Origin of the sequence: Aeromonas sp. R10-2 (assembly GCF_040908445.1) — a bacterium.
In the GTDB taxonomy this organism is placed as follows: domain Bacteria; phylum Pseudomonadota; class Gammaproteobacteria; order Enterobacterales; family Aeromonadaceae; genus Aeromonas; species Aeromonas veronii.
The window spans coordinates 1-18,341 of sequence record NZ_JBFODS010000078.1; the positions used below are offsets into that span (position 1 = coordinate 1).

The following is an 18,341-nucleotide window of genomic DNA, read 5'->3' on the forward strand; positions in this document are numbered from 1 at the left end:
GCCCGTGGCGGAGAATCTCCTTGGTCAGGTCTTTGCGCCGACGAAGCCCAACGAAGTCTGGACCGGTGATATCACCTATATTGCCACCGACGAAGGCTGGCTTTATCTGGCTGGTCTCAAGGATGTGTTTACCTGTGAGATAGTGGGTTATGCGATGGGAGAGCGAATGACCACCGGGTTGGTCAGTCAGGCGCTGTTTCGGGCTGTGCAGCAGAAGAGGCCACCCGTTGGGCTTATTCATCACACAGACCGGGGCAGTCAGTACTGTGCCAAGGCTTACCGGGCTCTCCAGGTACAATTTGGCATGCAGACCTCCATGTCACGCAAGGGGAACTGCTTCGACAATGCCCCGATAGAAAGCTTCTGGGGGTCTCTTAAAAATGAACTGGTTCACCACCATAGATTCGAGACGAGAGCGGAGGCCAAGGCAGCGATTCAGGAATACATAGAGATTTTTTACAACCGCCAGCGTCGGCATTCACGACTTGGCAATGTCAGCCCGGCGGAGTTTAACAAGAGGTATTGGAGAACTGCTCAGGCTGCTTGATCCGGGACTGTCCGATCTTGTCAGGACACCTCATAACCAGTATCGATCGTTTCGAAAGACAATGGTGCTCCAACCGGAGAGCGATCCGCACGCCGTACTTGCAAACTGTTCGACTCAATCCACAGCGCTGCTGCGTGGTTTGGCGCTGCGATAAGGGTTGCCTCGTCGGTCTCCGAGCGAAACTGGGTCACAGATTGTGTTGTTGAGTATCCCAGCTCGATGCTGAGTGAAACACTTGCTTTCGTACTGAAACCACCTGCATCTATACCGCTTTCATAACCGACGGTAATACCCGTATTGATGGAGAACGTCTGGCTGCTTTCTTTTGACACACCTGTTGTGATGGATGTTGATGCGGATTGCTCGGTTTGCGTCGTGTTGTCGATAAACAGTACCAATGAGTAGTCGACGCTGCGTTCAACTGTGTAGAACGGAGAGTTCCTCACTCGCCATTCCACGTTTTTTGTGTCATCACGTACAGCTGTAAATGGCACGGTGACGATTCGATCAATTTTGGGATTGGTGTGTGTTGGCGGCTTGGTTCGACCCGTGAGTATGGGTTTATCGATGGAGTGGGTTACTACTTCGGTTGGCAATGGCAGTCGGAGATTATAAGCGACGGAAGCGCTGTCAGGCTTTTGGTGACTGTCGCGACCAACGAAACTGTTGACGGCAAAAATTCCATCTGGCGTATCCAGAAAAGACTTACTAGCGTCGATTTGCCAGACGCCAAAATCACGATCTGCCCCCGAGCCGGTGTCATCCCAGATCAAATTGCCAATTTTTCCATCGCAAACGAGCTCTTCGGCCACACACACTACTTGAAGCCCTGTAGGGGCGTTGTATCCAGTGACAAAGATATCGCCCAGTGCGACATAGCCTGCAGGCGGAACTGGCCGCCAGCACGAACCATCAGCTTTGGCACCGCTGCCACGATCTGTCCAAATTAAGTCAAACCTAATCGGCTGTGCCAAGGCGGGCTTTTGATTCGGTTTGGACACGTTTTTCACGCACAATGACGCGAACTTTCCGTTGGGATTATCGTAATTGTTCACTCCGATGCTACCCAGTGCATAAAAACCTGCTGGCGGGATCGGGTGATAAAATCCGATGTCATGGTCAGCACCACTGCCGCGATCATTCCAGCGATATTCATACTCGGTGGTAAAGGCCAGCTCTAGATCGCCGAACTGCATTACACGAGCAACCATCGTATCAGTTTTGGAAATGGCTTCAGTATTGAACGTTGTTTCAGCAATGACGTTTGTTTCCATATTCAAAGTCCTTTTGTTGGATAGTGTGCTCGAGATCTGAATTGGTCGACTCATATGAGATTGAGTACAGGTATCAATGTCAGCGAGCAACAGGAGCAAGCCAAACTGCTTCTATCTCTGGTTGTGAGAAACTGCGTATCACCACGTCTACCTGATGCTGCGTCATCAATGGCCGATATGTGCAATTTGTATGGGCGCATATCGTTCACTAGGTCTTTAAACACAGCTGTCAGAGTGTAAGTCCTGATATATATGGTCATACCTGACAGTTCTGACAGTTCTGACAGTTCTGACAGTTCTGACAGTTTTGACAGGTCGGGATAGGAAACTCTTTAAGTTCGTTGGACCTTAGTTGTGCTCGGGGATGGGGTCAGGTGAAGGTGGATCACAGATCCGTGTAGTTAAAGTCTGCTTCTTGGATGGTGAGAGTATGCGCACCAAGATGTAAAAGGGGGCGATGGCCCCCTTCATTCATTAACCCCGTCAGGGCTGATTAACCGCCGACTTAACCGGCCTTGGCCACCATGGCTTTCAGCTGCAGGAAGTACTGCTCGTAGAGGCGGGAGGCATCACCCACATCGGACTGGAATTCGCCCTTGCGCTTGATCTCGTCGCTCGGGAAGACCATGGGGTTGTTGCGAAACGCCGGGGTGAGCAGGGGAATGGCATCCTTGACCGGAGTGGGGTAGCCAATCGCCTCGGCCACCTTGGCGGCAACATCGGGGCGCATCAGGAAGTTGATCAGGGCGTGGGCCTCTTTCACATGCTTGGCCTTGGCCGGGATGGCGAGGTTATCCATCCAGAGTACCGCCCCTTCTTCGGGGTAGGTCATCTGGATAGAGGGGTATTCGCGCTGGGCGCCGTAGGCCGAGCCGTTCCACAGCATGCCGATATTGACCTCACCGGCGATAAAGGGGTCGGCCGGGTTGTCGGAGTTGAACGCCTTGACGTTGGGCATCAGCTTTTTCAGGTATTCGAACGCTTCGGCAATTTGCGCCTTGTCCTGGGTGTTGGGGCTGTAGCCCAGCTGCACCAGCGCGATATGGAACACCTCGCGGGCATCGTCCATCAGCAGCAGGCTCTCTTTCCACTCTGGCGCCCAGAGCTGTTTCCAGCTGGTAACCGGTTGCTCGATGATATCAGTGTTGGTGCCGATCCCGGTTGCGCCCCAGATATAGGGGATGGAGTAGCGGTTGTCCGGGTCGTACTCGTGGTTGAGCAGGGTAGGGTCGAGGTGCTTGAAGTTGGGCAGCTGGGCGCGATCCAGCGGCTGCAACATCCCCTCTTTGGCCATTTTCGAGATGAAGTAGGTGCTGGGCACCACCACGTCATAGCCGTCGCCATGGGTTTTCAGCTTGGCGTAGAGGGTCTCGTTGGATTCGTAGGTGGAGTAGATCACCTTGATGCCGGTCTCTTGCTGGAACTGCTCCAGCAGGCCGTCCGGCACATATTCCGACCAGTTGTAGAAGTAGACCACCTTGTCATCGGCCGCGTGAGCGCTCTGGCTCAGCAGCGGGGTGGTGAGGGTGAGGGTGAGGGCGGCTGCCAGCAGGGCGCCGGCCTTGTGTTGGATTGTCATCAACAACTCCTTGGGGTTATGGGGCCTTGCGGCCCACCGTGACAGAGTTCGCCAAAGATGGCGGGGACGAAACGGGCAGGGTCAACCCTGCCGTTTGCGCAGTAACAGTTGCGCCAGCAGCACCATCCCGAGGGAGGCGACCAGCATCAGGGTGGCCAGGGCGTTGACCTCGGGGGAGACCCCCACCTTGACCATGGAGTAGATCTTGAGCGGCAGGATCTCGTAGGCCGGGCCGGTAACAAAGGAGCTCACCACCACGTCGTCCAGCGACAGGGTAAAGGAGAGCAGCCAGCCCGCCATCACCGCCGGCAGGGCCAGCGGCAGTATGATGCGGCGCAGGATGATCCACTCGCCAGCCCCCAGATCCCGCGCGGCCTCCAGCATTCGCACATCAAAACCGCACAGCCGCGAGTAGACGGTGATCACTACGAACGGCAGGCAGAAGGTGATGTGGGCGATCAGCAGCGACCAGAAGCCCAGCGCAATACCGGTCACCACAAACAGGGTCAGCAGGGAGATGGCCATCACGATATCGGGGGACATCATCACCACGAACAGCATGCCGCTCACGTACTGTTTGCCGCGAAAGCGGTAGCGAAACAGCGCTACGGCGGTGAGGGTGCCGATCAGGGTCGCTGCGGTGGCGGTGAGGGCGGCGATGGTAAGGGAGTGCTGGGCCGCCTGCATCAGGCTGGCGCTGGCAAACAGCTTCTCATACCAGCCCAGGGTAAAGCCGCGCCAGTCGATGCCATATTTCGACAGGTTGAAGGAGTTGGCGATCAGCACCCCGATGGGTACATAGAGATAGCCAAACACCAGCAGCAGGAACAGAGCTTTCAGTGCGCGCATCATGCCAGCTCCCCCTTCTTGCTGAGCAGCTTGCCTGCCCGCCAGTAGCAGTAGACCAACAGCGCCATCAGCACCGTCAACATCACGCTGATGGCCGCGCCAAAGGGCCAGTCACGGCTGTTGAGGAACTGGGTCTTGATCAGGTTGCCGATAAGCAGATTTTTGGCTCCCCCCAGCAGATCGGAGACATAGAACATCCCCATGGCGGGCAGGAACACCAGCAGACAACCGGCGATGATGCCGGGCAGGGTGAGGGGCAGGATGAGCCGCACCAGCCGCTGCCAGCCGTTGGCGCCGAGATCTCGCGCCGCCTCCAGCAAACGGCCATCCAGCTTCTCGATGCTGGAGTAGAGCGGCAGCACCATAAAGGGGAGCAGCACGTAGACCAGCCCGATGATGACGGCCACCTCGGTATACATCATCTGCAGCGGTCGCTCGATAAGCCCCAGATCCAGCAGCCAGCCGTTGATCAGCCCCCGAGTGCCGAGCAGCACTTTCAGCGCATAGGTGCGGATCAGGGAGTTGGTCCAGAACGGCACCACCACCAGAAACAGCAGCAGCGGGCGGATACGCGCTGGCAGATGGGCCAGCAGCCAGGCAAAGGGGTAACCCACCAGCAAGCAGATGCTTGTAGCGAGCAGCGCCAGCCAGAGGGAGTGGAGCAGCACCTCGAAATAGAGCGGGTCTAGCAGGCGGCCATAGTTGCTCAGGGTAAAGAGCGGCGCGATAAGCTCGGACTCATCACGGGTCAGGAAGCTGACGCCGATGATCATCAGGTTGGGCAGGAAGACAAACAGCGTCAGCCAGCCGAGGATCAGCGCGATGGCCGTGTTGCGAAAGCCGTTGTGGGCAAAGCTGTGCGCTACCCGCAGATTAGTGAGGCTCATAGGGCAGCACCACCTCCCAGCTGTCGACCCAGTGGATCGCCACCTCCTGACCGAGACGGTAGTCAAAGTCGGGGTCATCCTCGTCGAAGAACTCGGAGATAAGCAGCTGTTTGCCACTTTCGAGCTCGATCACCGAATCCAGCGTCGCCCCCTTGTAGTTGCGCTCGCGGATATTGCCCCTCAGCGCGCCGCTCTGATCGTCATCCTGATCGAGAATGCGCAGATCTTCCGGGCGCAGCAGCACCAGTACCTTGTCGTCTGGCTGGAATGGCAGTGTGGTATGAAGCAGGCATTCGCGCCCCTCTACCTCGGCCTGCCAGATACCGGGTTCGCGCTGGCTGATCAGCTTGCCATCCATCACGTTGATCTCGCCGATAAAGCGGGCCACGAACAGGTTGGCTGGCGACTCGTAGATATCGCGCGGGGTGCCGCGTTGGATGATCTTGCCGCCCTCCATTACCAGGATGCGATCAGACATGGTGAGTGCCTCTTCCTGATCATGGGTAACGAAGACAAAGGTGATGCCAAGGCGACGCTGCAGCGCCTTGAGCTCGCTCTGCATCTGTTTGCGCAGCTTGTAGTCGAGCGCCGAGAGGGATTCGTCGAGCAGCAGCAGGCGGGGCTTGTTGACCACGGCGCGGGCGATAGCGACCCGTTGTTGCTGGCCGCCGGAGAGTTGATCCGGGCGGCGGTTGGCCAGCTCGGTGAGCTGCACCATGGCGAGGGTCTCCTCGACCCGCTGGCGGATCTCGCTGGCCGGTACTTTCTGCATCTCGAGGCCAAAGGCGACGTTTTCAAACACCGTCATATGAGGGAAGAGCGCATAGCTCTGGAACACGGTGTTGATGTGCCTGTGTTCGGCGGGGATATGGGTGATCTCGTCACCGGCCAGATGGATGGTGCCACCATCGACCGATTCGAGCCCGGCCAGCAGGCGCAGCAGGGTGGTCTTGCCACAGCCGGAGGGGCCCAGCAGGGTAAGAAATTCACCGTCATAGATTTCAAGGTCAAGGTCACTCAGGATCACCTTGCCATCGTATTTTTTGCTGATCTTGTTCAGCGCGACAATTACCTGTGGATTGTTCATCATCCGCCAGTCTCACCCCAGCCAGTGGCCATCGTGTTGAAAGAGGGCCGCATTCTATGCAGCCGACACATGAAATTAAAGGCTTTTTGGCCCGAATTAGCCGCAAGTGCGCAGGAAAAACGGCTACGAATAGCAGACCAAATCGCTATAATGTGCCACCTGATTTGGTCGTTTTCGATATTGGATAGTCAATTGAGTAATAAAATGCGTATTGGCGGCTCCCTTGAGCAGTCTCTGAACCAGGGCTACCGCCTTGATCTGAAAGGGGTCATCCAGGAGGGATGGCAACAGACCCGCCGTACCGGATTTGGCCTGCTGCTGGCGATTGTCGGGGTGACGGCGATTTGGATCCTGCTTAGCAATGTGCTGCTGTTGCCCTATCTGGGGGATGACAGCCAGATGAATGTGGCCATGGTGCTGAGCTTGCTGATGACGGTGGTGATGGCCCCCATGACCAGCTCCCTCGATATGCTGGGGTTGCAGCAGTCGGTCGGGGTGCGCGCCCGCGCCAACCAGGTGTTCGACTTCTTCCGCCACTTTGTGCGCCTCGGCATGCTGAGCCTGCTTGGCAGTCTGCTCACCAGCCTGTTTGGCCCGCTATTCGATCTGCTGGGATTGCCCGCCGTACTCTCTTTCATCCCCTCGGCCCTGATCGGCATGGGGCTGCTCTTTACCGTACCTCTGGTGCTGGAGCGCGGCCTGACGCCGCCCCAGGCCATTCTGGTCTCTCTCAAGCTCTTTGCGCGCGGTTGGCCCAGCATTGTGTTGTTCCACGGCGTGATGACCGCGCTCTTCTTCCTGGCTCTGATCCCCATGGGGTTGGGGCTTATCTGGGTGGCACCGCTCTATTTCAACTGCAAGGGGATCCTCTATCGGGATCTCTGCGGGGTGGGGGTAGAGGTTAACGAGGTGACAGAAGGCCCCAACCATTTCAATGCATGATGCAAAAGGATGTTGAATGACCCGTCGATATGGAGTGACCAAGGCTGTGCGCCAGAGCCTGCTGGCCACGCTCTTGCTGCCAGGGCTGGCGCTGGCTGAGCCGATGCTGGATCTGCAATACAGCACCTTCTACAGCCAGATGAAGACCTTTGCCAAAGGGGAGTTTGGTCACGCCAGACTGGGGTTTTATCTGACCGATCCGCAAAATGGCCAGCGCTGTGGCCTCACCTTTGCCCGGGTTGCAACCGACAGTAAGGAGGTCGTGGGCGAGGTAACGGTCGATAGCGAACTGCGCCTGCCTTTTGATGAGGATCTCAACCTCGACAAGGGGATCGTGACCGTTGGCCTGAAAGAAGAGCACGCCACTTGCGATATGACGGTACAGGTGATGGCCGATGCGCCGAACGTGCCCGAGCTGCCCTTGGCCGAGCTGGCGGCCCGTCAGCAGCAGATGCAGTCGTTGCTCGACAAGATGGCGGGCATGGTCGGCAAGCACTTCCTGCCGAAGATGGAAGGGGTACGCATTACCCTGGTGCAGCAGAGCGGCACCGCTTATCTGATTGATGGTGCCCGTCAGGAGGCGCTGCCCTGGCAGGAAGGCCACCTGCTGCTGAGCAATGAGCAACTGGCCGCGTTCGCCACCGGGCAACTGCGCCTGCAGGGTGATGTGCTGCGACTGACCCCTTGGCTGCATAAAGGGTGAGATCGGTCGCGCTGTCACCGCAGTGACAGGCCAATCCAGAAAGCAAAAAGGAGCGATGATCGCTCCTTTTTTATTGATTGGCGTTTACTACTGTGAGCGCGGCTTAGCGCACTTCAATCACATCCAGCATGTCCATCTCATCGATATCCAGCAGCGGCGCCTTTGGCATCTCGGGCGGATCAAACGCCTTGTCGCCGCCATCAATGATGCCGGAGTCGCGGTTGATGCTCTTGAAGTCAAACAGCTTGTGGTCGAGCAGGTGGCTCGGGATCACGTCCTGAATGGCGGTGAACATGGTCTCGATACGACCGGGGAAGCGGCGATCCCAATCCTGCATCATCTGCTTGATGGCCTGACGCTGCAGGTTCTCCTGCGAGCCGCACAGGTTGCACGGAATGATGGGGAAGGCTTTGACATCTGCGTAGCGGATCAGATCCTTCTCTTTGCAGTAGGCCAGCGGGCGGATCACCACGTTCTTGCCATCGTCGCTCACCAGCTTGGGCGGCATGGACTTGAGCTTGCCACCGTAGAACATGTTGAGGAACAGGGTCTCGAGGATGTCATCGCGGTGGTGGCCAAGGGCAATCTTGGTGCAACCCAGCTCCTGGGCGGTGCGGTAGAGAATACCGCGACGCAGCCGTGAGCAGAGGGAGCAGGTGGTTTTGCCTTCCGGTACCTTCTCCTTGACGATGGAGTAGGTATCTTCCTCGACGATCTTGTACTCGATACCGAGGGAGTCCAGATACTCGGGCAGCACATGCTCGGGGAAGCCGGGCTGCTTCTGATCCAGGTTGACGGCAACCAGATCGAAATGGATGGGGGCGCTGGCTTTGAGGCTCATCAGTATGTCGAGCATACCGAAGCTGTCCTTGCCGCCGGAGAGGCAGACCATGACCTTGTCGCCCTCTTCAATCATGTTGAAGTCGGCAATGGCCTGACCCACGTTGCGCCGCAGGCGCTTCTGCAGTTTGTTAAAACTGTATTTTTCTTTGGCGTTCAGCTCTTCTAGCATGCTCGTAAAACCCGGGACACAAATAAGCGCGTTATTATAGCCATGTCCCGGGGGAGGGCAAGGTGCCAGGCACCTTATGATTGATTGCGACGACTGTCGACCGGGCAGCTGTAGTCCGCCGGTTTGAGGATCAGGATGTCGCAGGAGAGGCGGTCAATCACATGTTCGGCAGTATTGCCGAGCAGAGCAGCAGAAAGCCCGGTACGGCCGACGCAGCCCATGATCATCAGGGTCGCCTTGAGCTCTTCGGCCATATCCGGCAACACCTCTTCCGGTAGCCCCTCTGCTACCCGGGTCCAGAGATGACCGATCCCGAATTTGTCGGCATGGCTGAGCAGCAGGCTTTCGTGGTGTTTGCGGATCGCTTCGTTGTAGGCGTTGGGGTCAAACTCCGGCAGCTCGATGGCCACGTTGACCGGGGTGCCCGGGTAGGTGTTGACCAGATAGAGGTTGGAGCCCAGCAGCTCGGCGATGTCGCTCCCCTCCTGGGTGATCCGTTCGTTGAGCAGTTTCTGATCCGGATCGTCGCTTGAGCAGTTGATGGCGGCGATGATGTTGCCGCCCCGTTGCCAGTGACCCTCCTTGACCAGCAGCACCGGACAGGGGCATTTGCGCAGCAGGTGCCAGTCGGTGGGGGTAAAGATGAAGGTTTGCAGGAAGCTGTGATGGTGTGTGGCTTTGACCACCAGATCGTGGCGCTGCTCCAGCACCTCCTGAATGACGCACTCGAAGGGACGATTGTGCCAGACCACCTTCACTTCGCACTCTATCCCCTGTGCCCGATAGGGGGTCAGGATCTCGTCCAGCCACTCACGTCGCTGTGAAATGACGCCATCACGCATCTCTTGCCGCTCGTCCACCGAGAGCATGGCAGTCATTTCATACGAGAAGTCATAGATGGTGAGCAGCAGGGTCAGATGGGCGTTTTCGTCCAGCTCGGCGACTTTGACTGCCCGTTCGAGGGCGATTTGACGCTCCTCTTCTGGATTGATAACCACCAGAATATTCTGATATTTGACCATCTTCTCCTCCTTGGAAAAGTCCAATGACAGCAGAATCTTAGCCATTACAGCTTAGCGCAGGAGGAGGGTATGGGGAACGTACCGGATCACATTCCAGAGGAAAGGATCCGGCAGGGAAAGCAGGAGAAAAGCGGGAGGGTAAGCGGAAAAATCAGCCGCAGGGCGGGCGAGTTGCACCGGCCATCATGCCAAGGGCGACTTGATCCAGCACGGTAATGTATTTGCCTTTGACGCTGATGAGACCGGACTTCTGGAAGCGGCCAAGCAGACGACTGATGGTCTCGACGGTCAGTCCCAGATAGTTGCCAATGTCACCACGGGTCATGGAGAGACGGAACTCCTTGGCGGAGAAACCGCGCTCGGAGAAGCGTACCGACAGATTGTGCAGGAAGGCGGCGAGGCGCTCTTCGGCATTCTTCTTGGAGAGCAGCAGGATCATCTCCTGATCGCCCATGATTTCGTTGCTCATCAGACGCATGATCTGCTGGCGCAGCTTGGGCATCTTGCCGGAGAGATCATCCAGCACTTCAAAGGGGATCTCGCACACCATGGCGGTTTCCAGCGCCTGGGCGAAGGAGGGGTGTGCTTGTTTGTGGATGGCATCAAAACCGACCAGATCGCCAGCGAGGTGGAACGCGGTGATCTGCTCATCCCCTTGCTCGGTGATGGTGTAAGACTTGATGGTCCCGGAACGGATGGCATAGAGCGATTTGAACTCATCGCCAGCCTTGAACAGCTCTTCACCCTTCTGGATCGGCTTCTTGCGCTCGATGATGCTGTCCAGCTGATCAAGCTCGTTGTCGTTCAGAGTGAAGGGAATACAGAGCTGACTGATGCTGCAATCCTGGCAATGAATTGCACAGCCACCGCTCTGGATACGTCTGCCAGGTTTCTTTTCCGGGATCATAGGCTCATACGAATAATTGATTTATATCAAACAAGTTTACCATCAACTCATCCGTTTTGGATAGGGTTTCAAAAGGAAGCAATGCCAATCCAGAAGGTATGCACCCCGAACAAAATGAGCAGCAGGGCACCGCCAAGGCGCAAACTGCGCAGGGTGAGCCAGTATCTCAGGCGATCGGCAAGCCCGCCCAACGCGAACAGGGTGGGCAGGGTGCCGAGACCAAAAAAGAGCATGATCAGCGCCCCGCCACTGGCCGAACCGGCCGCCGCGCTCCAGGTCAGCATGGAGTAGACCAGCCCGCAGGGCAGCCAGCCCCACACCATGCCAAAGGGCAATGCCTGCAGCGGTGAGGTGAAGGGGATAAATTTGCCCGCCAGCGGTTTGATACGGGGCCAAAGTCTGGCGCCGAGCCGCTCCAGCAGCAAGATCCCTTGCCACCAGCCCGCCAGATAAAGGCCAAGCGCAATCATCAATAACGCCGCCACTAGGCGTAAGCTGGCAATAGCGTGTTTGCCTGCGCCCAGCTCGCTGGTGGTGGCGAGCAGGCCGCCCACCAGTGCACCTGCAATGACATAGCTCAGGATCCGGCCGAGGTTGTAGTTGAGCAGATAACCGAGCCGCCCCCAGAAGTGCTGCTTGTTGGCGGGGATTGCCATTGAGAGCGCGGCGGAGACGCCACCGCACATGCCGATGCAGTGGGCAGAGCCTGCCAGTCCGACCAGCAGGGCGCCGGCCAGATCAAGATTGTGGGTCATGGTCAGCAGGCTTTGCGGGTTTGTGGGTGGGTTGCTCTTCGTCAAACAGGATGTTGGAACCCTGCCGGTCGAGATCTTCAAACTGCTCGGAGCGAATGGCCCAGAAGAAGACGACCCCGGCGATGATCACAAACAGGATGGCGATGGGGATCAGGACAAAAATTATATTCATGATAGGTACCTTGGCGTTCTTCCTTGGCAAGCGTCCCCTATGGTAACCCTGTTCGGGCAGGGGGCCAGCCGCTATCAATTAGAAATGTGGCCTGCATCGGAGGCAGGCCACATTTTCAGCTATTTTCCGCCACCAGCCTCATCGGTTGAGGCGCATGGAGTTGGTTACCACGATGAGCGAGCTGAGCGACATGCCCGCCGCCGCCAGATAGGGGGGCAGCCAGCCGCAGGCCGCCAGCGGCAGCACCAGCAGGTTGTAACCGATGGACCAGGCGAAGTTCTCGATGATGATCTTGCGGGTACGCATTGCCAGCACTCTGGCCTCGAGCAGTCGGCTCAGGTCATCTGCCAGCAGGATGGCATCGGCGCTGTTTTTCGCCAGATCGGTGCCACCGGCCATGGCGAACGAGGCGTGCGCTCCGGCCAGTACCGGCGCGTCGTTGATGCCATCGCCCACCATGATGCTGATATCCCCCCGGGCTTCCCGGGCCTTGAGGTAGGCCAGCTTGCCATCGGGCGAGACCCCCTTGACCAGCTCATCCACGCCCAGCTCGCGGGCAATCTCGTCTGCTTGCAGAGAGCTGTCGCCAGTCAGCACGGTAGTTTGCAGACCTGCCGCCTTGAATGCCGCGATCAGCGCCTTGGCATCGGGGCGCAGGGTATCTTCCAGATTGAAGCGGGCCAAGACCTGCTGCTCGTCGGCCAGATAGATAGCCAGACCGCGGCCATGCTCTTGCGCCGGATCCAGCCCAAGCCAGCGGGCACTGCCGATGCGGTAGCGTACGCCATCCACCAGCGCCGTGATGCCGTGACCGATGACCGGGGTGAACTCGCGAACGGATGGCAACACGGCGATGCTGTCGGCGGGCAGTCGGAAGGCGCGTGCAATGGGGTGTTCGGATTGCGCCTCCATGGCCCGGGCGATGGCGAGGCAGCGCGCCTCATCAAGGTCGGCCAACGCCTGAGTCTGCGTCAGACTGATCTCCCCTGTGGTCAGGGTGCCAGTCTTGTCCATCACGATCCGGTTGGCCTTGGTCAGCACGTCCAGCACATGACCACGGCGCAGCAGAATGCCGTTGCGGGTCAGATTGGCGGTGGCCGAGGTCAGCGCCGTCGGGGTGGCCAGCGACAGGGCACAGGGGCAGGTGGCAACCAGCACGGCGAGAGTGACCCAGAACGCCTGATCTGGTTGATGGAAGTGCCAGAAGGTCCAGACGGCGGCGGCAATGACCAGCAGCACCAGAATAAAGTGGCGCGACAGCTGATCCGCCATCTGGGCGATGGCCGGTTTATCATCGAGGGCGTGATCCTGCAGCCGCATGATCTGGGCGATCCGCGACTCTTCAATACGGTGGCTGACCCGGATCTGCAGCGGGGCATCCGTGTTGATGGTGCCGGCATAGACCTGATCGCCGGGCTGTTTGAGCAGGGGCAGCTGTTCACCGGTCAGCATGGATTCGTTGAGGCTGGCTTGTCCTTCGACAATGATGCCGTCCGCCGGCAAGGTGGCGCCAGCCAGCACCCGTACCCGATCGCCGACCTGCAAGGTCTTGGCCGCTACCTCATGTTCCCCTTCCTCATCGATGCGGGTCGCCATGATGGGCACCAGTCGCGCCAGATTGGAGCTCGATTCAGACGCCTTGCGCCGGGCCCGCAACTCGAGAAAGCGCCCCAGCAGCAGGAAGAAGACGAACATGGTGATGGAGTCGTAATAGACCTCACCGGTATTGAAGACAGTGGCCCACATGGAGGCGATAAAAGCCCCGATCAGCGCTAGCGACACCGACACATCCATCGACAGGTGACCCTGTTTCAGGCTGCGCCAGGCACCCACATAAAAGGGCTGGGCCGAGTAGATCATGATGGGGGTGGAGAGCAGCAGGCTTATCCACTTGAAGTAGACCATGAACTCATCTTCAACGCTGATGAAGAGATCCATGTAGAGGGCCACGGCGCACATCATCACCTGCATCGAGCCCAGCCCTGCCAGTGCCAGCCGGAACATATAGCTGCGCACCTCTTTGGCGTAGAGCGCCTCCTGTTGATGGGTCTGGAACGGGTAGGCGCGATAGCCGATCTGGGCAAATCCCTTGAGAATGTCACTCAGGGAGAGCTGGTCTGGATCCCACTTGATACGGGCCCGGTGGGTGGTGGTGTTGACGTTGATGTAGCGCAGGCCGCCAAGGGTCATCAGGTGACGTTCGATAAGCCAGGCACAGGCGGCACAGGTGAGCCCTTCAACTGTCAGTTGGATTTCGCGAAGGGTACCGCTGTCGGTGACAAAATCCTGTTGCACTTCTGCCAGATCGTAGTGGGTGAGGGCGGCCAGCTCCTCGGGCACCAGATCGCCCTTGGTGCCGGGAGCGGTGCGGTGATCGTAGTAACTGGCGAGGCCGCACTCCATGATGGTTTCTGCCACAGCCTGACAACCGGGGCAGCACATGGGGCGAACAATCCCCTTTATCTCGAGGGAATAGCCACTATTGGCGGGTACCGGCTCGCCACAGTGAAAACAGGGAGTCATGCGTTATGCCCCCCTGAATGCAGAATGCAAGCAGCAGGGGCGCTGGCGAGCACCGGCTCGCCACAGTGAGAACAGCCGGTCATGGCTTAGCGTCCTTTCGGGTCGAGTTCGACAGGGGCCAGTGTGGGCAGCTGGACGGTCTCTTGCAATCGCCACTCGTGATCAAAGGCATCGACCCGAATGTGCCACTTGCCGACCAGCGGCTTGTCGAAATGGAGGCGATAGGTGCCGCTCGCATCGGCGGTGATCATGTGTTCGCTGTCCTGACCGGCCAAGGTCGGGTGAAACAATGAGAGATAGAGAGCTTGCCCGGCAGGAATGTCACCGCTGATGGGTTTGAGAGTCAGCTCGTTGCCGTCAACCTCCAGCCCAAAGCGGATATTGAGCGCTTCGGAGCGGTCAAACTTGCTCAAGTCCTGATTGATCTCTTTCCCTTGTTTGTAATAGTCCTCGGCCACCAGATTGACCCCATCCTTGCTGGCGATGATGGCGGTGGCGATACTGCCGACAACGGCGGCAGTGGGGAGGGCGATGATAAACCAGGGCCAGAATTGGCGATACCACGGTTTGGATAGAGGTTGGGTCATGATTGCTACTGCCATGAAACGAATGATTAACGTGGAAGATGGTTTTTACGCAACACAAGATAACAAAAAGCCTCGAGGAGTCGAGGCTTTTTGCTGTGTAATCACGTGTTTATCACATGTTACAACGTTACGGGCGAACCTTATTTGGCAGACTGTTGATGAGACAGGCTGTAAACGTAGGAGGCCAGCAGGTGAACCTTGTCCTCACCCAGAATGTCTTTCCAGGCTGGCATCACGCCGTGACGACCGTGGGTGATGGTTTGCACCACCACTTCGCGGGAGCCACCGTAGAGCCAGGTGTTGTTGGTCAGATCTGGCGCGCCGACGGCAATACCGCCCTTCGCATCGGCCCCGTGGCAGGCAGCGCAGATGGCAAAGCGTGCTTCACCTTTCTTCACTTCCACCAGGTCGACCTTGCGACCGGAGAGGCTCAGCACATAGGAGGCCACTTCCTGAACGCCATCTTTGCCGAGGATTTCACCCCAGGCAGCCATGATCCCCTGACGACCGCCCATGATGGTGGTCTTGATTTGATCAGGCTGGCCGCCCCATTGCCATTCGCTGTCGGTCAGGTTCGGGAAGCCGCGGCCACCACGGGCATCGGATCCGTGGCACTGGGAGCAGTTCTGCAGGAACAGACGCTGACCCACTTTCAGGGCTTCCGGATCCTTGGCGATCTCGGTGATGGCACGATAGGTTTTGCCATCCGCTTCGTAGGTGAGTTCACGGAACTTGGCGCCGTAGATCTCGTCAGCCTTGGCGACCTCGCGGTCATACTCCACTGCGCGACCTTCGGCCTTGGCCGATTCGGTTGCAGCCTTGGACTCGGCCAGCGAGCGCACGTCCTGGTTGGAACTTTGCCAGCCCAGCAGGCCTTTGAAGTTGCCAAGCCCCGGGAAGGCGACCAGATAGACCAGACCGGTGACGATGAAGAAGAGGAACATGTAAGTCCACCACTTCGGCAGCGGGTTGTTGATCTCCTCGATGCCATCGAAGGAGTGACCCATCGATTTGCCTTCTTCAACACCCATCTTGTCCTTGCGGCACCACATCAGCAGCAAGAAGCAGCCGAGGATGGTTCCCAGACTGATGACAGTCACAAAAATGCTAAACAGAGTGCTCATTATTGTTTCGCTCCTGCGTTCTTTTTATCAGCACCGGGTTGCTCATCATCGGCAAAAACCAGATTGGCAGCCTCGTCGAAAGAGGTCTTGCGGCGTTTGCTGTAGGCCCAGACGATGATGCCAATCATGATGGCCATCAACAGCAGGGTATACAGACCGCGAAATGTGCCGTAGTCCATTTTCGCCTCCTTATTTCAGGGCATGACCCAGTGATTGCAGATAGGCCACCAGCGCATCCAGCTCGGTTTTGCCCTTGACGGCTTCGCCAGCACCCTGAATATCGGCGTCGGTATAGGGCACACCGAAGTGATCGCGGAACAGCGCCAGCTTCTTGGCGGTCATCTCACCGGTCAGCACATTGGTATCAAGCCAGGGGTAGGCGGGCATGTTGGATTCCGGTACCACATCACGCGGGTTGATCAGGTGAACCTTGTGCCACTCGTCGGAGTAGCGGCCACCAACACGGGCCAGATCCGGACCAGTACGCTTGGAGCCCCACAGGAAGGGGTGCTCCCAGACGCTCTCACCGGCGACCGAGTAGTGACCGTAACGCTCGGTTTCGGCACGGAACGGACGGATCATCTGGCTGTGGCAGTTGGTGCAGCCTTCGCGAATGAAGATGTCGCGTCCTTCCATCTGCAGAGCGGTGTAGGGCTTGAGGCCCTCCACAGGCTCGGTGGTTTGCTTCTGGAAGAACAGCGGAGTGATTTCAACCAGGCCCCCCAGACTGATGGCGAAGATGATGCCGACCACCAGCATGGGAACGCTTTTTTCAAATATTTCGTGACGGTTATTGTTGCTCATGGGTTGACCTCTTCAATCATGCTGGCTGGGCGACAGGTTCCAGAGAACCTTTTGGCGCAGTGATGGTGCGATAGGCGTTGTAAGCCATCAGCAACATGCCGGTGACGAAGAAGCAGCCTCCCAGGAAGCGCACGAAATAGAAGGGATAGGATGCCTGCAGCGCTTCAACGAAGCTGTAGGTCAGGGTGCCGTCTTCGTTGACTGCACGCCACATCAGGCCCTGCATCACGCCGGAAATCCACATGGCGACGATGTAGAGCACGGTGCCCACGGTCGCCAGCCAGAAGTGAACGTTGATCAGTTTGACGCTGTACATCCGGCCCTGACCGAACAGGTTCGGGATCAGGTGATAGACGGCACCGATGGAGACCATGGCAACCCAGCCCAGCGCACCGGAGTGAACATGACCGACGGTCCAGTCGGTGTAGTGGGAGAGGGCGTTGACGGTTTTGATCGCCATCATAGGGCCTTCGAAGGTCGACATGCCGTAGAAAGAGAGGGAGACGATCAGGAAGCGCAGGATGGGGTCATAACGCAGTTTGTGCCAGGCACCGGAGAGGGTCATGATGCCGTTGATCATGCCGCCCCAGGAGGGGACGAACAGGATCAGGGACATCACCATGCCCAGCGACTGAGCCCAGTCAGGCAGTGCGGTGTAGTGCAGGTGGTGCGGACCGGCCCAGATATAGAGGGAGATCAGCGCCCAGAAGTGCACGATGGAGAGGCGATAGGAGTAAACCGGACGACCGGCCTGCTTGGGCACGAAGTAGTACATCATCCCCAGGAAACCGGCGGTCAGCAGGAAGCCTACCGCGTTGTGGCCATACCACCACTGCACCATGGCGTCCATGGCGCCGGAGTACATGGAGTAGGACTTCATGCCGGAGAGCGGCACTTCCATGTTGTTGACAATGTGCAGCACCGCAACGGTGATGATGAAGGCGCCGAAGAACCAGTTCGCCACATAGATGTGGGAGGTGGTGCGCTTCATCAGGGTGCCGAAGAAGACGATCGCATAGGCGACCCATACCACAGTGATGGCGATATCAATCGGCCACTCCAGCTCGGCATACTCTTTGGCGGAGGTGTAACCGAGCGGCAGAGAGATGGCGGCAGAGAGGATGATTGCTTGCCAGCCCCAGAAGACGAAGGTTGCCAGCGGGCCACCAAACAGTCTGGTTTGGCAGGTGCGCTGCACCACGTAAAACGAGGTGGCCATCAGTGCACTGACGCCGAAGGCGAAGATCACTGCGTTGGTATGGAGGGGCCGCAGACGACTGTAAGTCAGCCACGGGGTCTCGAAGTTGAGGGCAGGCCAGATCAACTGGGCTGCGATCAGTACGCCAACCGACATGCCGACAATTCCCCAGACAATCGTCATGACGGTAAACTGGCGAACAACGGTGTAGTTGTACTCAGGATGGTTAGTTGTATGGCTCATCGTTATATTCCGCTTCCGATGCTGCTGTTGTTTGGTTTTGTATCCGGAGGACCGGACTGGCTTCATCAGCCACCGCTGACCAGTTGTTAACATCTGTTAACGAAAGGAAAAGCAAAAGATGGCTAA

Annotated in this window: 18 protein-coding genes and 1 pseudogene; 3 read left to right on the top strand and 16 right to left on the bottom strand. The window is 57.9% G+C overall.

All coding sequences use genetic code 11. From position 1 onward, the window contains the following. Positions 1 to 547, top strand: a pseudogene (locus AB5Y97_RS15495) (IS3-like element ISAeme20 family transposase); the annotation flags it as partial. A 20-nt stretch (positions 548 to 567) separates the two neighbouring features. Here the strand turns inward: AB5Y97_RS15495 and AB5Y97_RS15500 are convergent. The 5 genes from AB5Y97_RS15500 to potA all read right to left on the bottom strand — a co-directional run bounded on the left by AB5Y97_RS15500 (position 568) and on the right by potA (position 6,226). Further along, complete coding sequence (locus AB5Y97_RS15500) at positions 568 to 1,821, bottom strand: Vps62-related protein (protein WP_368158383.1); 1,254 nt, start codon at positions 1,819 to 1,821, stop codon at positions 568 to 570. A 505-nt stretch (positions 1,822 to 2,326) separates the two neighbouring features. Next, on the bottom strand, positions 2,327 to 3,400 hold the full coding sequence (locus AB5Y97_RS15505; protein ID WP_201946531.1) for an extracellular solute-binding protein: 1,074 nt from the start codon (positions 3,398 to 3,400) through the stop codon (positions 2,327 to 2,329). 81 nt (positions 3,401 to 3,481) lie between these two features. Then, positions 3,482 to 4,252 carry a spermidine/putrescine ABC transporter permease PotC gene (gene potC, locus AB5Y97_RS15510; RefSeq protein ID WP_005336644.1) on the bottom strand — a complete coding sequence of 257 codons (771 nt, stop codon included), beginning with the start codon at positions 4,250 to 4,252 and terminating at the stop codon, positions 3,482 to 3,484. Further along, complete coding sequence (gene potB, locus AB5Y97_RS15515; RefSeq protein WP_368158386.1) at positions 4,249 to 5,136, bottom strand: spermidine/putrescine ABC transporter permease PotB; 888 nt, start codon at positions 5,134 to 5,136, stop codon at positions 4,249 to 4,251. Before potB ends, potC begins: the two co-directional genes overlap by 4 nt. Then, positions 5,123 to 6,226 (bottom strand): spermidine/putrescine ABC transporter ATP-binding protein PotA, encoded by a 1,104-nt coding sequence (gene potA, locus AB5Y97_RS15520; protein WP_005351940.1) that lies wholly within the window; start codon positions 6,224 to 6,226, stop codon positions 5,123 to 5,125. Before potA ends, potB begins: the two co-directional genes overlap by 14 nt. A 201-nt stretch (positions 6,227 to 6,427) precedes the next feature. Between potA and AB5Y97_RS15525 the strand changes: the two genes are divergently transcribed. Both AB5Y97_RS15525 and AB5Y97_RS15530 read left to right on the top strand, forming a co-directional pair. Continuing rightward, the gene (locus tag AB5Y97_RS15525) at positions 6,428 to 7,165 is read left to right on the top strand and encodes a hypothetical protein (RefSeq protein WP_005351939.1); all 738 of its coding nucleotides are present in this window, start codon (positions 6,428 to 6,430) and stop codon (positions 7,163 to 7,165) included. Between the two features lie 16 nt (positions 7,166 to 7,181). Continuing rightward, positions 7,182 to 7,868 carry a DUF2987 domain-containing protein gene (locus AB5Y97_RS15530; RefSeq protein ID WP_201946526.1) on the top strand — a complete coding sequence of 229 codons (687 nt, stop codon included), beginning with the start codon at positions 7,182 to 7,184 and terminating at the stop codon, positions 7,866 to 7,868. Between the two features lie 103 nt (positions 7,869 to 7,971). On the opposite strand, the gene ttcA is transcribed toward AB5Y97_RS15530, so the two are convergent. The 11 genes from ttcA to ccoN all read right to left on the bottom strand — a co-directional run bounded on the left by ttcA (position 7,972) and on the right by ccoN (position 18,215). Next, on the bottom strand, positions 7,972 to 8,880 hold the full coding sequence (gene ttcA, locus AB5Y97_RS15535) for a tRNA 2-thiocytidine(32) synthetase TtcA (RefSeq protein WP_005336634.1): 909 nt from the start codon (positions 8,878 to 8,880) through the stop codon (positions 7,972 to 7,974). A gap of 74 nt (positions 8,881 to 8,954) precedes the next feature. Further along, complete coding sequence (uspE, locus tag AB5Y97_RS15540; RefSeq protein WP_005345417.1) at positions 8,955 to 9,902, bottom strand: universal stress protein UspE; 948 nt, start codon at positions 9,900 to 9,902, stop codon at positions 8,955 to 8,957. A gap of 151 nt (positions 9,903 to 10,053) precedes the next feature. Further along, positions 10,054 to 10,809: an FNR family transcription factor gene (locus AB5Y97_RS15545; RefSeq protein WP_005336632.1), complete on the bottom strand. Its 756-nt coding sequence runs from the start codon at positions 10,807 to 10,809 to the stop codon at positions 10,054 to 10,056. Between the two features lie 68 nt (positions 10,810 to 10,877). Then, entirely contained in the window at positions 10,878 to 11,564 is a 687-nt protein-coding gene (locus AB5Y97_RS15550; protein ID WP_201946525.1) for a sulfite exporter TauE/SafE family protein, read from the bottom strand. Further along, on the bottom strand, positions 11,548 to 11,736 hold the full coding sequence (ccoS, locus tag AB5Y97_RS15555) for a cbb3-type cytochrome oxidase assembly protein CcoS (RefSeq protein ID WP_201946523.1): 189 nt from the start codon (positions 11,734 to 11,736) through the stop codon (positions 11,548 to 11,550). The genes AB5Y97_RS15550 and ccoS overlap by 17 nt, the downstream gene beginning before the upstream one ends. A gap of 138 nt (positions 11,737 to 11,874) precedes the next feature. Continuing rightward, entirely contained in the window at positions 11,875 to 14,259 is a 2,385-nt protein-coding gene (locus tag AB5Y97_RS15560; RefSeq protein WP_201946522.1) for a heavy metal translocating P-type ATPase, read from the bottom strand. Positions 14,260 to 14,345: 86 nt separating this feature from the next. Next, complete coding sequence (locus AB5Y97_RS15565; protein WP_043820362.1) at positions 14,346 to 14,846, bottom strand: FixH family protein; 501 nt, start codon at positions 14,844 to 14,846, stop codon at positions 14,346 to 14,348. 140 nt (positions 14,847 to 14,986) lie between these two features. Next, positions 14,987 to 15,970, bottom strand: coding sequence for a cytochrome-c oxidase, cbb3-type subunit III (gene ccoP, locus AB5Y97_RS15570; protein WP_201946520.1), 984 nt, complete (start codon positions 15,968 to 15,970; stop codon positions 14,987 to 14,989). Further along, on the bottom strand, positions 15,970 to 16,149 hold the full coding sequence (locus tag AB5Y97_RS15575; RefSeq protein ID WP_005336620.1) for a CcoQ/FixQ family Cbb3-type cytochrome c oxidase assembly chaperone: 180 nt from the start codon (positions 16,147 to 16,149) through the stop codon (positions 15,970 to 15,972). Before AB5Y97_RS15575 ends, ccoP begins: the two co-directional genes overlap by 1 nt. A gap of 10 nt (positions 16,150 to 16,159) precedes the next feature. Further along, on the bottom strand, positions 16,160 to 16,774 hold the full coding sequence (gene ccoO / locus AB5Y97_RS15580; protein ID WP_005336618.1) for a cytochrome-c oxidase, cbb3-type subunit II: 615 nt from the start codon (positions 16,772 to 16,774) through the stop codon (positions 16,160 to 16,162). 16 nt (positions 16,775 to 16,790) lie between these two features. Continuing rightward, a complete protein-coding gene (ccoN, locus tag AB5Y97_RS15585; protein WP_005336616.1) occupies positions 16,791 to 18,215 on the bottom strand; it encodes a cytochrome-c oxidase, cbb3-type subunit I in 1,425 nt (474 codons plus the stop codon). Positions 18,216 to 18,341: the final 126 nt, after the last annotated feature.